The following is a 19,186-nucleotide window of genomic DNA, read 5'->3' as shown; positions in this document are numbered from 1 at the left end:
CGGAATGGATAGAACGCTACCACCTTTTAATGTTTCTGACACAGATAAGAGCGAGTCTTAGTACGATAGTCTATAACTTTTTGCTTGTTTCTAAGTGAGATACGTCAGACAATTATCCGCATATTTTTATGAACCGGACCTGCGTATTCGGCGTTCAAAAATTTGTTATAGAATATAAGCATGTTGGTAGCTTAGGAGCCAAGGGCGGTAGCGTGGCCCGACCATATTGAGCGTTGTGGCTCATTCCCTTTATTAGTAATGCTAATATTTTACCTAAAGGCAGATTGATGGCATCTCTGTATTTTTTACTTCCTCTTTTATATATTATTTGCACCATATACTTTATAAAAGGCGTATATATTCGCGTTTTTACTATTTTTTACTTCGTGGTGAATTTTGTATATTATCTATCTGTCTGGATACAGGGTATTCCGCTAGAGGAGGGATATACTCAGGTATTTTGGTTCTCATTCTTAAGTTTATTCGCAATCCATTTGTCATATTTTATAACACCAATAAAAGTGTCCTCTCGGTATAATCATTCAGATGATTTGTCTAATTCATGGTTCAGAAGTATTAACTCAAAAATATTTGTCGTTTGCGGTCTGGTTTTATACATTTTTGCTTTGATGATTTATGTGAAAAATAATGGGGTCGCATTTGGTGGTGGTTACGAAGCTCGTCTTGAACAGAATTCGGGTGGCGGCCTGTCAATTATTTTAATGTACGCATTTGTTCCTTCCTCGATTGTGTTCTTTCTTCGTAAACCTACTAAATTACGTTTTATATTGGCAACCGCATTGGCTATTTTCTGTGGTTCTGTTTATTACTACGTTATAGGCGGCTCAAGAAATGTAATGGGCGCGGCAGTTCTTGCTATAACTTATTTTGCCTATGAGAAAAAAGTACTCCGTATAAATGAAATAGCTATACTATCAGCATGTTGCTGTGTAGCTTTAATTGTATTGGGTGCTCTGCGTTATGGATCCAGTCTTGATGATGTGATCAGTATGCTTCTGTCTGGCTCATCAGTCATGATTTCATTCGCTTTAGATTCTTTCTCTCCGATTTATGCAATCAAAGATATTATTGAATATATTGATAAAACAGGTAATATTCAGTATTTTTCAACCTTCTTCAATGAGTTTGCGATTATTGTTCCTCGTTTTTTATGGGAGTCAAAACCGATTAACTTTTTGAATAACGGCTATTTTTATACAACCTATATCCTGAATATGGATACGCAGTTGACCATATCACCAACGATAGTAGGTAGCTTTATTATTATGTTTGGCACAACCTGGTTTTGGCTTTGGGGACTTATTACTGGAAGCACATTAAAAATCATTGACGCAGTAACCAAAAAAACCAGGATGATTACGATAAAGATTACATTTATAACCTGCATTGGCTACTGCTTCTTCTGGGTGCGTGACGGTTTAGAAGTGTTTATGTATATCTCATTTAAATTCTTTTTATGTGTAATGATCATTAAAGCGATTAGCACGATAGTTGGTAGTCTATTGAAAAGGCCTTCGAATGAAAATTTTGCTCATAAGTAATATGTATCCAGGTTCGGATACGCCACATCTGGGCGGGTTCGTTAAAAACGCAGCTGATTCGCTCCGTAATAATGGACATGATATTGAATTATGTGTTCTTAATAAAATCTCAAAAAGCAAAGTTACTAAAATTTATAACTATCTTGTTTTTTATATCTCTATTTTGGTTAAAGTTCTTTTGACCAAAAGTGATTGTCTTTATTTGCATTATGCGTCTCATTGCTATCTGCCGGTAAAAATGGGCAATTGCGTCAGAAGAAAAAAAATTGTGGTGCACGTACACGGCGGTGACGTTAAGCGGCTCAACGGAACCAGTGGAATGTTCTTTCGTGTTAAGAAGGCAATTGTTTCTAATGCGTTGAAAAATGCGGTAAAAATAGTGTTTCCTTCAAAGTCTTATCTGGAATTTACCAAAAATGAATATCAACTCGATGAAGTTAAATGTGCAATAAGCCCTTCTGGCGGCGTTGATACCCAACTCTTTGCGTTTAAAAACCGTGAATTCGGTGCTCCGCTTAAACTCCTTTTTGCTGGACGACTCATCAAGAGTAAACGTGTGGATCTGGCAATACAGGCAATTGAAAACCTGTCCGACGATGATAAAAGTAAAATTCACTTAACTATTGTTGGGGATGGTCCAGAGCTGGGTTCGTTAGTGAAAAGTGCAGCTCATTTACCAAATATTGAATTTTCGCCTGCTGTAGGGCACGTTCGCTTGGCTGAAATTTTTCAGGAACATGATGTACTAATCTATCCTTCAGAAAGTGAAAGCCTTGGACTGGTTCCTTTGGAGGCGATGGCTACGGGGATGATTCCACTTCTAAGTAATATCCCCTCTTTCAACGAGTTCATCGATAATAACCAAAATGGTTTTATTGTTTACGAGGACGGACACTATAAAATTAAAATTGAGCAAATGCTCAAGATGTCACCACAAACGCTTCAAGCGATGTCTCACCAGGCTAAGCAAACGGTCTTAAACAGCTATACGAAAGAAATAGCGCAAACGAAGCTGCTTGAGGCGTTTAAATGTTTGTAATTAATAAATTAATTTGGCTTGGATATACTGTATCTTCTGGAGCAGCAAGGGTTATAATCTTCTTTTTATTGACTCTTGTGTTTGTCCAAAAAGACATTGCGCTCTTTGCTGTTTATTATTCATTCTTAACTGTTGCAGTGATATTCCTCGGTCAGGGACTTGGTACAACGCTCATTAAAGATGGCTCTGAAGTGAGCATGAAATACTTTAATTACGTTTTACTCCTTAGTATTGCAGCAGCCTCGGTTATTACCTTAGCACTGGCGACTCCAACACTAGACTTAAATTTAATTGACACCTTAATATTCGCTGGCTCTCTTGCATGCCTGGCTATCAACCAAATCTATCGTTATTATTATATTTATTATAAAAAGGCACTACCTGGCTTAATTTATGATTTGCTAGCGCTGGTTCTTTTTGCGGCAGGAATGCTGCTGTGCAAACTGCATCTTGTCTCTTTAAAACCTCTTGATATTTTCTTCCTTGCTTACTTTATCGCGACAATAATTAACCAAATTATTTACTACATATATGTTAAGCGAGCGTGGATAACCGTATCTGATAGCAAGGCTTTCAATGGGCTAGATTGGAAATTCTCCCTAAATGTTGGCTTCGTGGGGCTCATTTCTACAGGGATCGTTTTTCTATTACCTTACTTTTCCCGTGAGTTACTTCCCGATGAATCAATGTCGGTACTGGGTCTCACAATTAGCATAATTGGAATTATATCTGTCTTCTCACGTGCATACATGAACTACTTTTATCGAGAGTTAGTGGAGTGTACTAAATCAAAAGAAGAAAAAGTTTATCTTGCGATAAATAAAAAAGTTATCATCATATCAGCGCTTGTATGCTTTGGTAGTATCCTGCCACTAATCTTTTATGTTAAATTATCGCTTTCCTATGTAACCTTTAATGAAATACTGGCAATCGTCGTGCCTGTAATGCTTTTTACTCTCTCTTCGCAACTATCACTAGTTCAGTCAAATATAATATTATTCCTTGGTAAAGAAAAAATCTCACTGATATTCAACTTTTTTGTATTTATTGTGGTTCTGTCATTGTTTTTGGTATGGCAATACTTCATTAGTATTTCGGTGATATATCTTATCCCATTAATGTCTTTATTCCTGATGGTTTTATATTTAATCAGATACGCTTATTTTAGAATCCTGATCAGGACGGCTTTTAAGAATGGAGAAGCAGTTTAACATGAACATAGAGGATAGTGCTTTATTCATTTACGGCGAGGGAGGACACCGAGCCCAGATGAACAGATTGATGAAAAGAATTGGTGGAGAAATAAATAAAAATAAAATCAGTCTCTCAGATTATAAAATTAAGGAAGAATGGTCTGATAAGCATTATGTCACTCGTGAATTTAGAAATAAATATTCAACGTTCACTAGTGTGCTTCGCTTCAATCAGTTACATCAGATCAAGGTCTGTTTACAGATTCATAAAACTCATCGAATAAAAGTAGTCGTTTCAACGGGACCCGGTGTAGCTCTTATTCCCGCTTTTTATTTTAAATATATTGTTGGTGCAAAAATAATTCATCTCGAAACATGGTCCAGATTCGAAACGAAGTCCTTCACTGGTAGAATCATGTCTTTAATTGCGGATGAGTTTTATGTGCAGCACAAGACGCTTTTAAAACAGTATAAAAAAGCCAAATTTTCCGGAGTGCTATGAAAATTTTAGTGACCGTAGGCACCACTCGGTTTGATAAACTTATCAAGCAGATTGCATCAATTTCAGCGCTTCCACATATGGCCAACAATTTTTTTATGTGCCAAAAGGCGAATGGCCTGTCAAACCCTGAAACAGAAAATTACAAGGAAGTTGAATTTATTCAATCTATTGAGAACGAATATTCTCATTATGATCTTGTAATCAGTCATGCAGGCGCTGGATCAATATTTTCTCTTTTAGATCACGAGAAAAAAATCATCATTGCCCCAAATTTAGATCGTTTGGATAAACATCAGTCTGACATTGCTAAATATATGGGGGAAAAGGAATTTGCAATGATTTGTTGGGATATCGAAGATCTCGAAAATCTAATCATTAATGCAAGTTCATTCCAGCCCAAGAAATTTGAATTAGTGCGATTTTTCAAGAATGATGAGTTTATTGACCATATAAATAACGCGTGATAGTACTCGATCGCTAAAGCCATTTAATAATATTTGCAGGTAACTTTTGATCATAAAAAATAGTTAATGCTTTGTGAAATTATTTGATAACGACTTTAGTATTGTTTAGAGTTATGAGAAGTGATTCCCAAGCCGCTATCATTCGCGGCGACCACACCTGACAGGAGTATGTAATGTCCAAGCAACAGATCGGCGTTGTCGGTATGGCAGTGATGGGGCGCAACCTGGCGCTCAACATCGAAAGCCGTGGTTATACCGTCTCCGTTTTCAACCGCTCCCGTGATAAGACCGAAGAAGTCATCGCTGAGAATCCAGGCAAAAAACTGGTTCCTTTCTATACGGTTAAAGAGTTCGTTGAGTCTCTGGAAACACCTCGTCGTATCCTGTTAATGGTGAAAGCGGGCGCAGGTACCGATGCAGCTATCGATTCACTGAAACCGTATCTGGATAAAGGCGACATCATTATCGATGGCGGCAACACCTTCTTCCAGGACACCATTCGTCGTAACCGTGAACTGTCTGCTGAAGGCTTCAACTTCATTGGTACCGGCGTATCCGGCGGTGAAGAGGGCGCTCTGAAAGGTCCATCTATCATGCCTGGTGGACAGAAAGAAGCTTACGAACTGGTTGCGCCAATCCTGACCAAAATCGCAGCCGTAGCTGAAGATGGCGAGCCGTGCGTGACCTATATCGGTCCTGATGGCGCTGGTCATTATGTGAAAATGGTTCACAACGGCATTGAATATGGCGACATGCAGCTGATTGCTGAAGCTTACTCTCTGCTGAAAGGCGGCCTGAACCTCTCCAACGAGGAGCTCGCAGAGACCTTCACCGAGTGGAATAAAGGCGAGCTGAACAGCTACCTGATCGACATCACCAAAGATATCTTCACCAAGAAAGATGAAGAGGGTAAATACCTGGTTGATGTGATTCTGGATGAAGCCGCTAACAAAGGTACCGGTAAATGGACCAGCCAGAGCTCTCTGGATCTGGGTGAGCCGTTGTCCCTGATCACCGAATCCGTCTTCGCACGTTATATCTCTTCTCTGAAAGAGCAGCGCGTTGCAGCATCTAAAGTGCTGTCTGGCCCGAAGGCCAAACCCGCTGGTGATAAAGCAGAGTTCGTTGAGAAAGTCCGTCGCGCGCTGTATCTGGGTAAAATCGTCTCTTACGCGCAGGGCTTCTCTCAGCTGCGCGCGGCATCTGACGAGAATAACTGGGATCTGAACTACGGCGAGATTGCGAAGATCTTCCGTGCCGGCTGTATCATTCGCGCTCAGTTCCTGCAAAAAATCACCGATGCCTACGCTGAGAATGCGGGTATCGCAAACCTTCTGCTGGCGCCTTACTTCAAACAAATTGCTGACGAATATCAGCAGGCGCTGCGTGATGTTGTTGCGTACGCGGTGCAGAATGGTATCCCGGTTCCGACCTTCTCCGCTGCGGTGGCATATTACGACAGCTATCGCGCTGCCGTTCTGCCAGCGAACCTGATTCAGGCACAGCGTGACTACTTCGGTGCGCATACCTATAAGCGTACGGATAAAGAAGGTGTGTTCCACACCGAATGGCTGGATTAATATACGGTTAGCCATGCCATCAAGCCCGGTAGAGATACCGGGCTTTTTTATCTTGCCCGATCCACCTACTGTTTAATGGAATAGATTGCGTGAAAATTCTAGTTACTGGCGGTGCCGGTTTTATCGGTTCCGCGGTTATCCGACATATTATTAGCAATACTCGGGATAGCGTTGTTAACGTTGATAAATTGACCTATGCCGGTAATCTGGAATCCTTGCGTGAAGTAAGCGATAGCGAACGCTATGTTTTTGAGCATGCCGATATATGTGATAAAGAGGCAATGGCGCGTATTTTTGCTACCCATCAGCCTGATGCGATAATGCACCTGGCTGCCGAGAGCCATGTCGACCGTTCTATTACCGGTCCCGCTGCGTTTATTGAAACCAATATTGTTGGCACCTATATCCTGTTAGAAACAAGCCGTGCTTACTGGTCTTCACTGGATGAGGCAGCAAAATCTACTTTCCGTTTCCATCACATTTCAACTGATGAGGTTTACGGCGATCTGCCTCATCCCGATGAACATTATGACTCCACCCCGTTACCGCTGTTTACTGAGAAAACAGCGTACCAGCCAAGCAGCCCTTACTCAGCGTCAAAAGCGTCCAGCGACCATTTAGTTCGAGCCTGGATACGCACCTATGGTTTACCCGGGATTGTGACAAATTGTTCGAATAATTATGGCCCATACCACTTTCCTGAAAAGCTGATTCCTCTTGTTATCCTTAATGCGCTGGATAATAAACCATTGCCGATTTACGGTAAGGGCGATCAAATCCGTGACTGGTTATACGTTGAAGACCATGCTCGTGCACTGTATACGGTTCTGACCACGGGTAAGCCGGGAGAAACCTATAATATTGGCGGTCATAACGAGAAGAAAAATATTGAAGTTGTTCAGACCATTTGTGATCTGCTCGATGAAATGGTACCGAAAGAAACATCCTATCGCGCACAAATTACTTATGTCGCGGACCGACCAGGTCACGACAGACGTTATGCAATTGATGCTCATAAAATTAGCGACGAGCTTGGATGGACTCCTGTGGAAACGTTTGAAAGTGGCATCCGTAAAACGGTTGAATGGTATTTGAATAACCAGGAGTGGGTATCGAATGTAAAAAGCGGCGCCTATAAGAGCTGGATTGAGCAAAATTATGGGGAGCGTAAGTAAATGACGAAACGTAAAGGGATTATATTAGCTGGCGGATCGGGTACACGTCTTTATCCCGTGACTATGGCCGTAAGCAAGCAATTGTTGCCAATTTACGATAAGCCAATGATCTATTATCCGCTCTCTACGCTTATGCTGGCAGGTATACGGGATATTCTGATTATCAGCACGCCTCAGGACACTCCGCGTTTTGAACAACTGCTCGGGAACGGTAGCCAGTGGGGATTGCATATCCAGTACAAAGTGCAACCAAGTCCTGATGGACTGGCACAAGCTTTTATTCTGGGTGAAGAGTTTATCGGTGAGGATAATTGTGCGCTGGTATTAGGCGATAATATTTTCTACGGACACGATCTCCCCAGATTGCTTGAAGGCGCAGCAAGCCAGCAAGAGGGTGCGACCGTATTCGCCTATCATGTCAGCGACCCGGAACGCTATGGCGTCGTTGAGTTTGATAAAGACGGTACTGCAATTGGCCTTGAGGAGAAGCCTCAGCAACCCAAGAGTAATTACGCAATAACCGGTCTTTATTTTTACGACAACGATGTGATTGAGATGGCCAAAAGCTTAACGCCGTCCGAGCGAGGTGAACTCGAAATTACCGACATCAACCGCATCTATATGCAGCAGGGACGATTGTCTGTCGCGATGATGAGACGCGGCTATGCCTGGCTGGATACCGGAACGCATCAGAGTATGATCGAGGCAAGCAATTTTATCGCCACAATTGAAGAGCGACAGGGGCTAAAAGTTTCATGTCCTGAAGAGATTGCGTTCCGACGAGGTTTTATTGATGCCGAACAACTTCGGGTACTCGCTGAACCATTGAAAAAGACCGGGTATGGTCAGTATCTGCTGAATCTGACCAAGGGATTAGTCTGATTTGACGAAGTAAGCAGTTTTCCTCTGCTTACTCTCGACTGCCCTTTAACGTCTTATTGTCGCTGTAAAACAGGTACTTTGCTTAGTGTAACGACAGGTCTTTTTGTTCAGCAAAAACATTTTTCAAAAAACCTGAAACCTTGACAGCGAATGAAGGTTAGCGATAAAAAACGCTTAGTTAATCATTGTGGTGACTGTGTTATGGTCATCAAAAACTCAAACGTGTAGAAGTCAAACAAATGAAAATAACTATCTCCGGAACAGGCTATGTTGGTCTCTCAAACGGTATTCTGATTGCACAAAACCACGAAGTGGTTGCGCTGGATATCGTGCAGGCAAAAGTGGACATGCTTAACCAGAAGAAGTCCCCGATCGTCGATAAAGAGATTGAAGAATACCTCGCGACCAAACCGCTGAACTTCCGCGCTACCACGGACAAAGAAGATGCTTACCGCGATGCGGATTTCGTCATCATCGCCACGCCAACCGACTATGATCCTAAAACCAACTACTTCAATACCTCTACCGTTGAAGCGGTGATTAAAGACGTTACGGCAATCAACCCGAACGCAGTGATGATCATCAAGTCGACAATTCCAGTGGGTTTCACCAAATCGATTAAAGAAGAGTTGGGTATTGATAATGTCTTCTTCTCGCCGGAATTTCTCCGCGAGGGCAGGGCGTTATACGATAACCTGCACCCATCCCGTATCGTGATTGGCGAGCGTTCCGAGCGTGCGGAGCGTTTTGCTGCGTTGCTTCAGGAAGGCGCAATCAAAAAAGATATTCCGGTGCTGTTCACCGATTCCACCGAGGCAGAGGCCATTAAGCTTTTCGCCAATACCTATCTGGCGATGCGTGTGGCTTACTTCAACGAACTTGACAGCTATGCCGAGAGCTTAGGTCTCAACACCCGTCAGATCATCGAGGGCGTGTGTCTTGATCCGCGTATCGGTAACCATTACAACAACCCGTCCTTCGGTTACGGTGGCTACTGCCTGCCAAAAGATACCAAGCAGCTGCTGGCAAACTATCAGGCGGTGCCGAACAACCTGATTTCTGCCATTGTGGATGCCAACCGCACGCGTAAAGACTTCATCTCGGATTCCATTCTCGCGCGTCAGCCGAAAGTGGTGGGTGTTTATCGCCTGATCATGAAGAGCGGTTCCGATAACTTCCGCGCTTCTTCCATTCAGGGGATCATGAAGCGTATTAAGGCGAAGGGCGTGCAGGTCATTATTTATGAACCGGCCATGCAGGAAGACGAGTTCTTCCACTCTCGCGTCATTCGCGATCTGGATGCATTCAAGAAAGAAGCGGATGTAATTATCTCCAACCGTATGGCGGAAGAGCTGGCGGACGTGAAAGATAAAGTCTATACCCGCGATTTGTTCGGCAGCGACTGATTAAAATCGTGATATAAAAAACCCGGCAGATTGCCGGGTTTTTTGTTTTTAAACGTTATAGAAGTTGCGGTACCAGTCGACGAAGTTTTTCACGCCTTCTTTGACTGAGGTTTGTGGTTTAAACCCAATAACGTCATACAGCGCTTTGGTGTCCGCACTGGTCTCCAGCACGTCCCCCGGCTGGATCGGCATCATATTTTTCATCGCTTCCTTGCCCAGCGCCTCTTCAAGCGCGGTGATGTAATCCATCAGTTCGACAGGTGAACTGTTACCGATGTTATACACGCGATACGGGGCAGAACTGGTTGCTGGCGAACCGGTTTCGACCGTCCAGTCGGCATCGGCCTGAGGAATGACGTCCTGTAGGCGAATAATCGCCTCCGCAATATCATCGATATAGGTGAAGTCGCGCTTCATCTTGCCGTAGTTGTATACGTCGATGCTGTTGCCTTCAATCATGGCTTTGGTGAATTTAAACAGCGCCATGTCCGGGCGCCCCCATGGGCCATAGACGGTAAAGAAGCGCAGGCCAGTGGTCGGCAGATTGTACAGATGCGAATAGGTATGCGACATCAACTCATTGGCTTTTTTGGTTGCCGCATACAGGGAAACCGGATGGTCTACGGAGTCGTCAGTAGAAAACGGCATCTTACGGTTGAGGCCGTAAACAGAACTGGATGACGCATACAGAAGATGCTGAACCTTATTGTGGCGACAGCCTTCCAGCACGTTCAGGTGACCTACCAGGTTTGCATCAGCGTAGGCATGCGGGTTTTCCAGCGAGTAACGGACACCCGCCTGTGCGGCAAGATGGATTACGCGGTCAAATTTCTCATTGGCGAAGAGCGCAGCCATGCCCTCGCAGTCCGCTAAGTCCAGCTTGTGGAAGGTGAAACTCTCGGATTTAAGCAGTTCAAGGCGAGCGAGTTTGAGGTTAGGGTCATAGTAATCATTCAGATTATCAAGCCCAACAACTTCATGCCCTGCATCAAGCAGGCGCTTGCTGACATGAGAACCGATAAAGCCCGCCGCGCCCGTTACCAGAAATTTCATAGCTTCCCTCATTTACAGTGTTCTTATTGATGCCCCAGACATCAGAATCCAACTATGATAGCGCGTCGCCTTTAACTTACATAACCCATCTTTCCGATATAACTCATCGGATTCTTATAGAAAAATCCCCAGCAACAGATACACTATGGAAACAAGATTATTTTTGCCCTTTTTCATCTGTTAGGGATTGTATGACGCAAAACAACAATAACCTGGTCGCACGTAACAATGACCCGGAGCAAATTGATTTACTTGATGTAATGCTACAGCTGTGGCGTGGTAAGTGGGTAATAGGGGCTTTTATTGCTGCTTTTATCGTTCTTGCTGGCGTTTACATCACTGTAGCCAAAGAGAAATGGACGTCATCAGCCATCATAGCCCAGCCTGATGCGGCACAAATCGCCACCTATTCCAATGCATTGAATATCCTCTATGGCGGGGCAGCTCCCTCCATGTTAGACATTCAGAATCGTGCTATTGGACGTTTCAATTCCTCCTTCTCGGCATTAGCTCAGGCGCTGGAGAATCAGGAAGATCCGGAAAAACTGACTATTGAGCCTACCGTTAAAGGACAAAGTTTGCCTTTAACCGTAAGCTATCAGGGCGAATCCGCTGAAGCAGCTCAAAAGCAATTAGCTCAGTACATTCAGCAGGTTGACGAGCAGACGGCAAAAGAACTGACGCTTGATCTCAGAGATAACCTCAAGCAGCAGATCACAACCCTGAACGACTCCCTCCAGAATCAGGAGAAAGTTGCTCAGGAGCAGAAAGATCTACGCATCAAGCAGATTACTGAGGCGCTGAAGAACGCAGAAGCCGCTAAGATCACCACTCCGCAGCTTCAACAGACTCAGGATGTTACTCAGGAAACCATGTTCCTGTTGGGTACCGTAGCGCTCAAGTCAATGGTTGATAACGAAGCGTCTCGCCCGCTGGTCTTCTCAGGCGCTTACTACCAAACCAAACAAAATTTACTGGATATTCAGAACCTCAACGTTAACCCAGACACTATTCACGTCTATCGTTACGTCATGAAGCCGAACCTGCCTATCCGACGCGACAGCCCGAAAATTGCTATTACCCTCATCCTTGCCGTACTGCTCGGCGGAATTATCGGTTCTGCTGTCGTCCTCGGCCGTAACGCGCTGAGAAACTACAAGCCAAGAGCCTGATTTACACACAAAAAAGACCGGGTCTCCCCGGTCTTTTTTTATTTATGTCGTTTCCGCAAATTCTCAATCACCGTCGTTAAATCCAGTTCCTGATCCTGAAGCAGCACCAGCAGGTGATACATCAAATCCGACGCTTCGTTCGTCAGCTCCTCACGGTCATGCACGGTGGCCGCCAGCGCCGTTTCAACGCCTTCCTCACCCACTTTCTGCGCAATACGTTTGGTGCCGCTGGCGTACAGCTTCGCCGTGTACGAGCTCTCGGGATCCGCTGATTTACGCTCTGCCAGCAGCTGTTCCAGCTGATAGAGGAACAGCCACTGGTGGCTCGCCTCGCCAAAGCAGCTGCTGGTGCCTTTGTGACAGGTCGGGCCAATCGGGTTGACCAGCACCAGCAGGGTGTCATTGTCGCAGTCTGGCGTAATGCTGACCACGTTCAGGAAGTGGCCCGAGGTTTCCCCTTTCGTCCACAGGCGCTGTTTGGTGCGCGAGAAAAACGTCACCTTGCCGCTGTCGATCGTTTTTGCCAGTGCCTCCTGGTTCATGTATCCCAGCATCAGCACTTCGCCTGAAACGGCATGCTGTACAACCACCGGCAGTAATCCGTCAGTTTTTTCCCAGTCCAGCTGCGCCTGTTGTTGCTCTGTTAACATACCCTGATCTCCACGCCCTGGTCGGCCAGGTACGTTTTTAACTCACCAATATTGATAATCTGTCTGTGGAACACGGAAGCGGCCAGCGCGCCGTCTACGTTCGCATCGCGGAAGGCTTCAAGGAAGTGTTCCATGGTGCCCGCGCCGCCGGAGGCAATCAGCGGAACGTGGCAGACCGTGCGCACTTTTTTCAGCTGCTCGAGGTCGTAACCGTTGCGTACGCCGTCCTGGTTCATCATGTTCAGCACGATTTCACCCGCACCGCGTTTTTGTACTTCCTGCACCCAGTCCAGCGTCTCCCATTGTGTGACGCGCGTGCGGCTTTCATCGCCGGTGTACTGGTTGACGTGATATTTGCCCGTCGCGGTATCAAACCAGGTGTCGATCCCCACGACAATGCACTGCACGCCAAAGCGGTCCGCCAGACGCGTAATCAGCTCCGGATCTGCAAGCGCAGGGGAGTTAATCGAAATTTTGTCCGCACCGAAAGAGAGAATTTTCGCCGCATCGTCAGCAGATTTAATCCCGCCCGCCACGCAGAAGGGAATATCAATCACCTCTGCCACGCGCGCCACCCAGCTTTTGTCCACCACGCGGCCATCGCTGGAGGCGGTGATATCGTAAAATACCAGTTCGTCTGCGCCTTCTTCGGCATAGCGTTTTGCCAGCGGAACGATGTCGCCAATGATCTCGTGGTTGCGGAACTGCACGCCTTTTACAACCTGACCATCACGCACGTCCAGGCAGGGAATTATCCGTTTTGCCAGCATTGAATCGCCTCCTTCACCGTAAATTTGCCTTCCAGCAGCGCGCGACCCACGATCACGCCACGTACACCGGTTCCGCGCAGAGCGGCGATATCCGCCAGGTCGCCGATACCGCCAGAGGACTGAAACGCCACCTGCGGATAACGCGCGCAAACCTCTTCATACAGCGAGACGTTAGAGCCTGCGAGCGTACCATCGCGTGAAATATCCGTGCACAGGACGTGCTTCAGCCCTACCGGAAGATACATCCCGACCAGCTCTTCCAGCGTTACGCCGGAGTTTTCCTGCCAGCCGCTGACCGCGACCTGTTTGTTACCCTGCGCGTCAATGCGCACATCCAGCGCCAGCACCAGCGCATCCGCACCGAAGCGGCGGAACCAGCCCTTGACCGTCTCAGGATCTTTCACAGCGGTCGAACCCACTACCACGCGCGCCACGCCCGCGTTCAGTAAGGCGGCAACATCGGCTTCCGTACGCACGCCGCCGCCCACCTGCACGGGGACGTCCACGCCAGCCACCAGTGTTTTAAGCAGCGGGATCTGGCGTTTGGCCGGATCTTTCGCGCCGGTCAGATCGACCAGGTGCAACACCTCAGCGCCCTCCGCGGCGTAAGCCTGTAACCGCGGCAGCGGGTCGTTGCCGTAGTCGCGCTGCTGCCCGTAATCGCCCTGGTGGAGACGAACTACCGTGCCGTCAATTAAATCTAAAGCGGGAATTATCATCACATCTCCAGGAAATTTTTCAGCAGTTGCGCACCGGCGGCGCCGGAGCGTTCCGGGTGAAACTGCACGCCGTAAAAGTTATCTTTCTGCACGGCGGCGGTGAACGCCTCGCCGTAATTGCACTGAGCGATGGTGTAGGCATTCACGGGCATGGCGTAGCTGTGGACGAAATAGAAGTACGCGCCGTCTTCAATACCCTGGAACAGCCTGTTGCCCGCCTTCGGATAAACGCGGTTCCAGCCCATGTGCGGCAGCGGCAGGCCGTGGTCGGTCATTTTCGGCACGTCTTCTTCAATAATGCCCAGCAGATCAACGCCGTTGCTCTCTTCGCTGCGGCGGCCAAGCAGCTGCATGCCGAGGCAAATGCCCAGCACCGGTTGAGTACAGGCTTTGATGAGATCCACCAGCTCGCGCTCATGGATCTGATCCATCGCCGCCTGGGCGGTGCCAACGCCCGGCAGAAAGAGTTTATCCGCACGCAGCACCACGTCCGGGTCGCGGCTCACCACCGGCTCGTAGCCGTGGCGCATAATCGCCGACTGTACGGAGTTCAGATTGGCGCATCCGGTGTCCAGAATCACCACGTTCATTACAGCACTCCTTTCGACGAGGGCAGGGCGTCACCTTCCACGCGGATCGCCTGGCGCAGGGTACGGCCAAAGGCTTTGAACAGGCTCTCTACGCGGTGGTGATCGTTTTTGCCTTTGGTTTTCAGGTGCAGCGTCAGGCCCATGGTGTAAGAAAGCGAGCGGAAGAAGTGTTCCACCATCTCGGTGCTGAGATCGCCCACGCGCTGATAGGTAAAGTCGGCTTTGTATTCCAGGTGCGGACGCCCGGAGATATCCATCGCGCAGCGCGCCAGGCACTCGTCCATCGGCAGAACAAAGCCGAAGCGGTTGATGCCGCGCTTGTCGCCGAGCGCCAGCTTCAGGGCTTCGCCCAGCGCCAGGCCGGTATCTTCCACGGTGTGGTGATCGTCGATATACAGGTCGCCCTTAACGGTGATCTCCATACGGAAGCCGCCGTGCGTGGCGATTTGATCCAGCATGTGGTCAAAGAAACCGACGCCGGTGTGGATCTTGCTGCCGCCTTCGCGGTCGAGCCAGACCTTCACGTCGATCTGCGTCTCTTTGGTGTTGCGTTCAACGTGGGAATAGCGGTCGCGTCGGGTGAGCTGCTCGCCAATCATCGCCCAGTTTAGCGTGTCGCGGTTATAGCGCAGGCCCGCAATGCCCATGTTGTCCGCCAGCGTGATATCCGTGACGCGATCGCCGATCACATAGCTGTTGCTTTTATCCAGCGCCTCTTCCGCCAGATAACGTTCAACAAGCTTCACTTTTGGCTTGCGGCAGTCGCACTCGTCGGCAGGCATATGCGGGCAGATCAGCACTTCGTCGAAGGCGATGCCCTGCGAGGTCAGCACCTGCATCATCAGGTTGTGCGGGCCGTCAAAGTCTACCTGCGAGAAGCTGTCGGTGCCCAGACCGTCCTGGTTGGTGATCATCACCAGCTTATAGCCTGCTTTCTGAAGCTTCAGCAGCACCGGGATCACATCGGGTTCAAAGGCCAGCTTGTCGAAACGATCGACCTGAAAATCGCTGGGTGGCTCCGAGATGATGGTGCCGTCACGATCGATAAAGAGATACTTCTGACTCATACTTTCTCCGCTTTCAGGGCGTCAATCACGCGCTGGCTCTCTGCACGGGTGCCGACGGTAATACGCAGGCAGCCGCTCAGGGTAGGTTGTTTATTCTGGTCTCGTAAGATAATGCCCTGATCCCACAACGATTTAAATATCGCGCTTGAGGCGGTGAAGCGCACCAGGATGTAGTTGGTTTCCGAGTCGAACACCTGCTCCACGCACGGAATCGTTTTCAGGGCATCGACAAGATACTGACGCTCTTCCAGGATCTGCGCCACACGCTCGCGCATCGCGCTGATGCCCTGCGGGGCCAGCGCCTGTGCCGCAATATCGGCAACCGGCGTTGAGAGCGGATACGGGGCAATCACTTTCAACAGCAGGTCGATAACCGCTTTATTCGCCAGCGTAAATCCACAGCGAAGGCCGGCGAGGGCGAAGGCTTTGGAAAGGGTACGCAGCACAACGAGATGCGGATACTCCTCAAGCCAGCCTGCCAGCGTCGCCTGCGGGCAGAACTCAATATAGGCTTCATCAGCGACGACCAGGGCCTTGCCGCGCGTCATCTCCAGCAGGGTGCGGATATCCTGCGGATGAATAATCTGCCCGGTGGGGTTGTTCGGGCTACAGACAAACACCACCTTCACGCCGTCGAGGTTATCGGCGATGCCCTGCAAATCCAGCTGCCAGTTGTCGAGCGCCTGCACGTTGCGGCAGGACACGCCAAAGGTTTCGGCGCTGACGCTGTACATCCCGTAGGTAGGCTGGCAGTACATCACCGCGTCTTTACCCGGCTCACAGAAGGCGCGGATCAGCAGCTCAATCCCTTCATCAGCCCCACGGCTGGCCAGCACCTGCTCAGGCTTCACGCCTGCATACTGCGCATAGTTCTCGATCACCGCTTTCGGCTGACACTCCGGGTAGCGGTTCAGCGTCTGCTGCGAGAGCTCAAAGGCCACCGCCGTGGGATATTCATTGGCATTCAGCCAGACGTCGCCGTTCCCGCCCAGACGACGCGCAGACTGATAGGGCGTCAGGCGACGGACATTTTCGCGGGCTAATTCTTCGATGTTCATGCTTGCTCCTTCAGGGCGGCAACGCGCAGCGTCACGGCATTTTTGTGGGCAGTCAGGCGCTCGGCGGCGGCCAGGGTTTCAATGGTCGACGCCAGCGAGGCAAATCCCTCGCGGGAGAGTTCCTGCACGGTCATGCGCTTCTGGAAATCCGCCAGCCCCAGGCTGGAGCAGGTTGAGGTATAGCCATACGTCGGCAGCACGTGGTTGGTGCCGGAGGCGTAATCCCCGGCGGATTCCGGTGACCAGTCGCCGAGGAACACCGAGCCTGCGCTGGTTATGCTGTCGACCAGTTCGCGCGCGTTGCGGGTCTGAATAATCAGGTGCTCAGGACCGTACTGGTTGGAGATGGCGATGCACTGGTCAAGATCGCGGGCCACAATCAGGCGGCTGGCGGATAGCGCCTGACGCGCCGTTTCCGCCCGCGGCAGGTCAGCCAGCTGACGCTCAACGGCGTCGCCCACGCGTTTTGCCATGTCGGCATCTGGCGTCAGTAAAATTACCTGCGAGTCAGGGCCGTGCTCGGCCTGCGAGAGCAGGTCAGAGGCCACGAAATCCGGTGTAGCGCCGCTGTCGGCAATCACCAGCACCTCAGACGGACCGGCAGGCATATCAATCGCCGCGCCGTCCAGACGCTGGCTGACCTGGCGTTTCGCCTCGGTCACGTAGGCATTACCCGGGCCAAAGATTTTGTCGACCTTCGGAATGGATCCCGTCCCGAACGCCAGGGCGGAAATCGCCTGCGCACCGCCCACTTTATAGATCGCCTGCACGCCGCACAGCTTCGCCGCGTACAGGATCTCGTCGGCGATCGGTGGCGGAGAGCAGAGCACCACCTTCTGACAACCGGCAATACGTGCCGGGGTGGCCAGCATCAGGACGGTCGAAAACAGCGGGGCAGAGCCGCCAGGAATATAGAGGCCGACGGACGCCACCGGGCGTGTCACCTGCTGGCAGCGTACGCCGGGCAGGGTTTCCACATCCACCGCCTGCAATTTCTGCGCGGTGTGGAAGGTATCAATATTTTTCACCGCGACGGCCATCGCCTGTTTGATGTCATCACCCAGACGATTGCTGGCATCAATGATTTCCTGCTCGGTAACCTGTAACGCGTCGACCTCAGTTTTATCAAACTTCGCGCTGTACTCGCGCAGCGCGTCGTCCCCGCGGGCTTTGACGTTATCGAGGATCTCCGCCACGGTGCGGGTGATGCTCTCCGAGGCGGAAATTGCCGGGCGCATCAGCAGCTCGCGCTGTTGCGCGTCGCTACAGGTATTCCAGTCGATGATTGTGTTAAAGCTCATGGTCGTTACTCCATCATCTTCTCAATTGGCAGCACCAGAATGGAGCTTGCGCCCAGCGCCTTCAGTTTTTCCATAGTTTCCCAGAACAGGGTTTCGCTGCTGACCATGTGCATCGCCACGCGCTGCTGGTCGCCCGCCAGCGGCAGAATGGTTGGACGCTCAGCGCCCGGCAACAGGGCAATCACTTCGTCCAGGCGCTCGGTCGGCGCATGCATCATGATGTATTTGGATTCACGCGCCTGAATCACGCCCTGAATGCGGGTCAGCAGTTTGTCGATGAGCTGCTGTTTGGCGTCGGCCATCTCGCCGTCGCGCTGGATAAGGCACGCTTTGGAGCGGTAGATCACCTCCACTTCGCGCAGGCCGTTCGCTTCGAGCGTGGCGCCGGTGGACACGAGGTCACAGATGGCATCGGCCAGGCCCGCACGCGGCGCCACTTCAACAGAGCCATTCAGCAGACAGGATTTAAACTGCACGCCTTTTTGATCGAGGTAACGCTTCAGCAGGTGAGGGTAAGAGGTGGCGATACGTTTGCCGTTCAGCGCGGCCGGGCCGTCCCAGGCTTCATCGACCGGCGTAGCCAGCGACAGGCGGCAGCCGCCAAAGTCCAGACGACGCAGGGTAAAGTAGCGCGGATCTTCGCCCTGCGCGCGGCGGGTTAATAACTCTTCTTCCAGTACGTTTTCGCCGATGATGCCGAGATCAACGACGCCATCCATCACCAGGCCCGGGATATCGTCATCACGTACGCGCAGAATGTCGATCGGCATATTTTCAGCCAGGGCGATCAGGCGCTGGGTGTGCAGGTTGATTTTAATCCCGCAACGGGCCAGCAGTTCGCGTGAATCGTCGCTTAAACGGCCTGATTTTTGAATAGCTATGCGTAAACGTGAGTTATCTAACATTCTGTGTTCCTCGTTAACCTGTTTTAACCTGTCTGAATGCGGTCCAAAAAAAAGCCCCCGGAAGAAGATCTTCCGGGGGCTTTTTCATGCGTTCATGC

General features: G+C 49.4%; 19 protein-coding genes and 1 other annotated feature (1 of these 20 cut by a window edge). Of the genes, 10 read left to right on the top strand and 9 right to left on the bottom strand.

Annotation, left to right across the window (positions count from 1 at the left end; all coding sequences use genetic code 11):
* Window positions 1–287: 287 nt before the first annotated feature.
* From ACOTY5_RS09575 to ugd, 9 genes are all read left to right on the top strand, one after another.
* Window positions 288–1,562 (top strand): WzyE family oligosaccharide polymerase, encoded by a 1,275-nt coding sequence (locus ACOTY5_RS09575; RefSeq protein WP_017693092.1) that lies wholly within the window; start codon window positions 288–290, stop codon window positions 1,560–1,562.
* Window positions 1,540–2,601 (top strand): glycosyltransferase family 4 protein, encoded by a 1,062-nt coding sequence (locus tag ACOTY5_RS09570; protein ID WP_226874335.1) that lies wholly within the window; start codon window positions 1,540–1,542, stop codon window positions 2,599–2,601. Before ACOTY5_RS09575 ends, ACOTY5_RS09570 begins: the two co-directional genes overlap by 23 nt.
* The gene (locus tag ACOTY5_RS09565; RefSeq protein ID WP_421631900.1) at window positions 2,592–3,812 is read left to right on the top strand and encodes a hypothetical protein; all 1,221 of its coding nucleotides are present in this window, start codon (window positions 2,592–2,594) and stop codon (window positions 3,810–3,812) included. Before ACOTY5_RS09570 ends, ACOTY5_RS09565 begins: the two co-directional genes overlap by 10 nt.
* Entirely contained in the window at window positions 3,796–4,296 is a 501-nt protein-coding gene (gene pssD / locus ACOTY5_RS09560) for a PssD/Cps14F family polysaccharide biosynthesis glycosyltransferase (RefSeq protein ID WP_017693095.1), read from the top strand. Before ACOTY5_RS09565 ends, pssD begins: the two co-directional genes overlap by 17 nt.
* Window positions 4,293–4,760, top strand: a complete 468-nt coding sequence (gene pssE, locus ACOTY5_RS09555; RefSeq protein ID WP_017693096.1) for a PssE/Cps14G family polysaccharide biosynthesis glycosyltransferase — start codon at window positions 4,293–4,295, stop codon at window positions 4,758–4,760. Before pssD ends, pssE begins: the two co-directional genes overlap by 4 nt.
* Before the next feature lie 173 nt (window positions 4,761–4,933).
* A complete protein-coding gene (gene gndA / locus ACOTY5_RS09550) occupies window positions 4,934–6,340 on the top strand; it encodes an NADP-dependent phosphogluconate dehydrogenase (RefSeq protein WP_017693097.1) in 1,407 nt (468 codons plus the stop codon).
* An 89-nt stretch (window positions 6,341–6,429) separates the two neighbouring features.
* Window positions 6,430–7,515, top strand: coding sequence for a dTDP-glucose 4,6-dehydratase (rfbB, locus tag ACOTY5_RS09545; RefSeq protein ID WP_017693098.1), 1,086 nt, complete (start codon window positions 6,430–6,432; stop codon window positions 7,513–7,515).
* Entirely contained in the window at window positions 7,516–8,397 is an 882-nt protein-coding gene (gene rfbA, locus ACOTY5_RS09540) for a glucose-1-phosphate thymidylyltransferase RfbA (protein ID WP_017693099.1), read from the top strand.
* A gap of 239 nt (window positions 8,398–8,636) precedes the next feature.
* The gene (ugd, locus tag ACOTY5_RS09535; protein ID WP_003859477.1) at window positions 8,637–9,803 is read left to right on the top strand and encodes a UDP-glucose 6-dehydrogenase; all 1,167 of its coding nucleotides are present in this window, start codon (window positions 8,637–8,639) and stop codon (window positions 9,801–9,803) included.
* A gap of 48 nt (window positions 9,804–9,851) precedes the next feature.
* Here ugd and ACOTY5_RS09530 read toward each other — a convergent pair whose 3' ends face one another.
* The gene (locus tag ACOTY5_RS09530) at window positions 9,852–10,856 is read right to left on the bottom strand and encodes an NAD-dependent epimerase (RefSeq protein WP_045142660.1); all 1,005 of its coding nucleotides are present in this window, start codon (window positions 10,854–10,856) and stop codon (window positions 9,852–9,854) included.
* 191 nt (window positions 10,857–11,047) lie between these two features.
* Between ACOTY5_RS09530 and wzzB the strand changes: the two genes are divergently transcribed.
* Window positions 11,048–12,028 carry an LPS O-antigen chain length determinant protein WzzB gene (wzzB, locus tag ACOTY5_RS09525; protein WP_017693102.1) on the top strand — a complete coding sequence of 327 codons (981 nt, stop codon included), beginning with the start codon at window positions 11,048–11,050 and terminating at the stop codon, window positions 12,026–12,028.
* Between the two features lie 38 nt (window positions 12,029–12,066).
* On the opposite strand, the gene hisIE is transcribed toward wzzB, so the two are convergent.
* Genes hisIE through hisG form a run of 8 tightly spaced genes read right to left on the bottom strand, consistent with a single transcriptional unit; the run spans window position 12,067 to window position 19,088 of the window.
* Window positions 12,067–12,678: a bifunctional phosphoribosyl-AMP cyclohydrolase/phosphoribosyl-ATP diphosphatase HisIE gene (gene hisIE / locus ACOTY5_RS09520; RefSeq protein ID WP_017693103.1), complete on the bottom strand. Its 612-nt coding sequence runs from the start codon at window positions 12,676–12,678 to the stop codon at window positions 12,067–12,069.
* A complete protein-coding gene (gene hisF, locus ACOTY5_RS09515; protein ID WP_017693104.1) occupies window positions 12,672–13,448 on the bottom strand; it encodes an imidazole glycerol phosphate synthase subunit HisF in 777 nt (258 codons plus the stop codon). Before hisF ends, hisIE begins: the two co-directional genes overlap by 7 nt.
* Complete coding sequence (gene hisA / locus ACOTY5_RS09510; protein WP_017693105.1) at window positions 13,430–14,167, bottom strand: 1-(5-phosphoribosyl)-5-[(5-phosphoribosylamino)methylideneamino]imidazole-4-carboxamide isomerase; 738 nt, start codon at window positions 14,165–14,167, stop codon at window positions 13,430–13,432. The genes hisF and hisA overlap by 19 nt, the downstream gene beginning before the upstream one ends.
* Window positions 14,167–14,757 (bottom strand): imidazole glycerol phosphate synthase subunit HisH, encoded by a 591-nt coding sequence (hisH, locus tag ACOTY5_RS09505; RefSeq protein WP_015572396.1) that lies wholly within the window; start codon window positions 14,755–14,757, stop codon window positions 14,167–14,169. The genes hisA and hisH overlap by 1 nt, the downstream gene beginning before the upstream one ends.
* On the bottom strand, window positions 14,757–15,824 hold the full coding sequence (gene hisB / locus ACOTY5_RS09500; protein WP_045142659.1) for a bifunctional histidinol-phosphatase/imidazoleglycerol-phosphate dehydratase HisB: 1,068 nt from the start codon (window positions 15,822–15,824) through the stop codon (window positions 14,757–14,759). The genes hisH and hisB overlap by 1 nt, the downstream gene beginning before the upstream one ends.
* The gene (gene hisC / locus ACOTY5_RS09495; protein ID WP_045142658.1) at window positions 15,821–16,882 is read right to left on the bottom strand and encodes a histidinol-phosphate transaminase; all 1,062 of its coding nucleotides are present in this window, start codon (window positions 16,880–16,882) and stop codon (window positions 15,821–15,823) included. Before hisC ends, hisB begins: the two co-directional genes overlap by 4 nt.
* On the bottom strand, window positions 16,879–18,183 hold the full coding sequence (hisD, locus tag ACOTY5_RS09490; protein WP_017693108.1) for a histidinol dehydrogenase: 1,305 nt from the start codon (window positions 18,181–18,183) through the stop codon (window positions 16,879–16,881). The genes hisC and hisD overlap by 4 nt, the downstream gene beginning before the upstream one ends.
* Window positions 18,184–18,188: 5 nt before the next feature.
* Complete coding sequence (hisG, locus tag ACOTY5_RS09485) at window positions 18,189–19,088, bottom strand: ATP phosphoribosyltransferase (protein ID WP_000886595.1); 900 nt, start codon at window positions 19,086–19,088, stop codon at window positions 18,189–18,191.
* A gap of 45 nt (window positions 19,089–19,133) precedes the next feature.
* Window positions 19,134–19,186: a sequence feature (His leader region), on the bottom strand; it runs 71 nt beyond the window's last position.

This window comes from Enterobacter cloacae complex sp. SHL018 (assembly GCF_049237905.1).
In the GTDB taxonomy this organism is placed as follows: Bacteria; Pseudomonadota; Gammaproteobacteria; order Enterobacterales; family Enterobacteriaceae; genus Enterobacter; species Enterobacter hormaechei_C.
The sequence above is the reverse complement of the archived record's forward strand: the minus strand, read 5'-3'. Positions and strand labels throughout refer to the sequence as shown.

Bases quoted from the DNA above. Each gene is read 5' to 3' on its own strand.
- ACOTY5_RS09530 (WP_045142660.1), bottom strand. From the start codon at position 10,856: ATGAAATTTCTGGTAACGGGCGCGGCGGGCTTTATCGGTTCTCATGTC.
- rfbA (WP_017693099.1), top strand. From the start codon at position 7,516: ATGACGAAACGTAAAGGGATTATATTAGCTGGCGGATCGGGTACACGT.
- hisG (WP_000886595.1), bottom strand. From the start codon at position 19,088: ATGTTAGATAACTCACGTTTACGCATAGCTATTCAAAAATCAGGCCGT.
- ACOTY5_RS09575 (WP_017693092.1), top strand. From the start codon at position 288: ATGGCATCTCTGTATTTTTTACTTCCTCTTTTATATATTATTTGCACC.
- hisC (WP_045142658.1), bottom strand. From the start codon at position 16,882: ATGAACATCGAAGAATTAGCCCGCGAAAATGTCCGTCGCCTGACGCCC.
- hisH (WP_015572396.1), bottom strand. From the start codon at position 14,757: ATGAACGTGGTGATTCTGGACACCGGATGCGCCAATCTGAACTCCGTA.
- hisD (WP_017693108.1), bottom strand. From the start codon at position 18,183: ATGAGCTTTAACACAATCATCGACTGGAATACCTGTAGCGACGCGCAA.
- gndA (WP_017693097.1), top strand. From the start codon at position 4,934: ATGTCCAAGCAACAGATCGGCGTTGTCGGTATGGCAGTGATGGGGCGC.
- pssE (WP_017693096.1), top strand. From the start codon at position 4,293: ATGAAAATTTTAGTGACCGTAGGCACCACTCGGTTTGATAAACTTATC.
- ACOTY5_RS09570 (WP_226874335.1), top strand. From the start codon at position 1,540: ATGAAAATTTTGCTCATAAGTAATATGTATCCAGGTTCGGATACGCCA.
- pssD (WP_017693095.1), top strand. From the start codon at position 3,796: ATGGAGAAGCAGTTTAACATGAACATAGAGGATAGTGCTTTATTCATT.
- wzzB (WP_017693102.1), top strand. From the start codon at position 11,048: ATGACGCAAAACAACAATAACCTGGTCGCACGTAACAATGACCCGGAG.
- hisB (WP_045142659.1), bottom strand. From the start codon at position 15,824: ATGAGTCAGAAGTATCTCTTTATCGATCGTGACGGCACCATCATCTCG.
- ACOTY5_RS09565 (WP_421631900.1), top strand. From the start codon at position 2,592: ATGTTTGTAATTAATAAATTAATTTGGCTTGGATATACTGTATCTTCT.
- hisF (WP_017693104.1), bottom strand. From the start codon at position 13,448: ATGCTGGCAAAACGGATAATTCCCTGCCTGGACGTGCGTGATGGTCAG.
- ugd (WP_003859477.1), top strand. From the start codon at position 8,637: ATGAAAATAACTATCTCCGGAACAGGCTATGTTGGTCTCTCAAACGGT.
- hisA (WP_017693105.1), bottom strand. From the start codon at position 14,167: ATGATAATTCCCGCTTTAGATTTAATTGACGGCACGGTAGTTCGTCTC.
- hisIE (WP_017693103.1), bottom strand. From the start codon at position 12,678: ATGTTAACAGAGCAACAACAGGCGCAGCTGGACTGGGAAAAAACTGAC.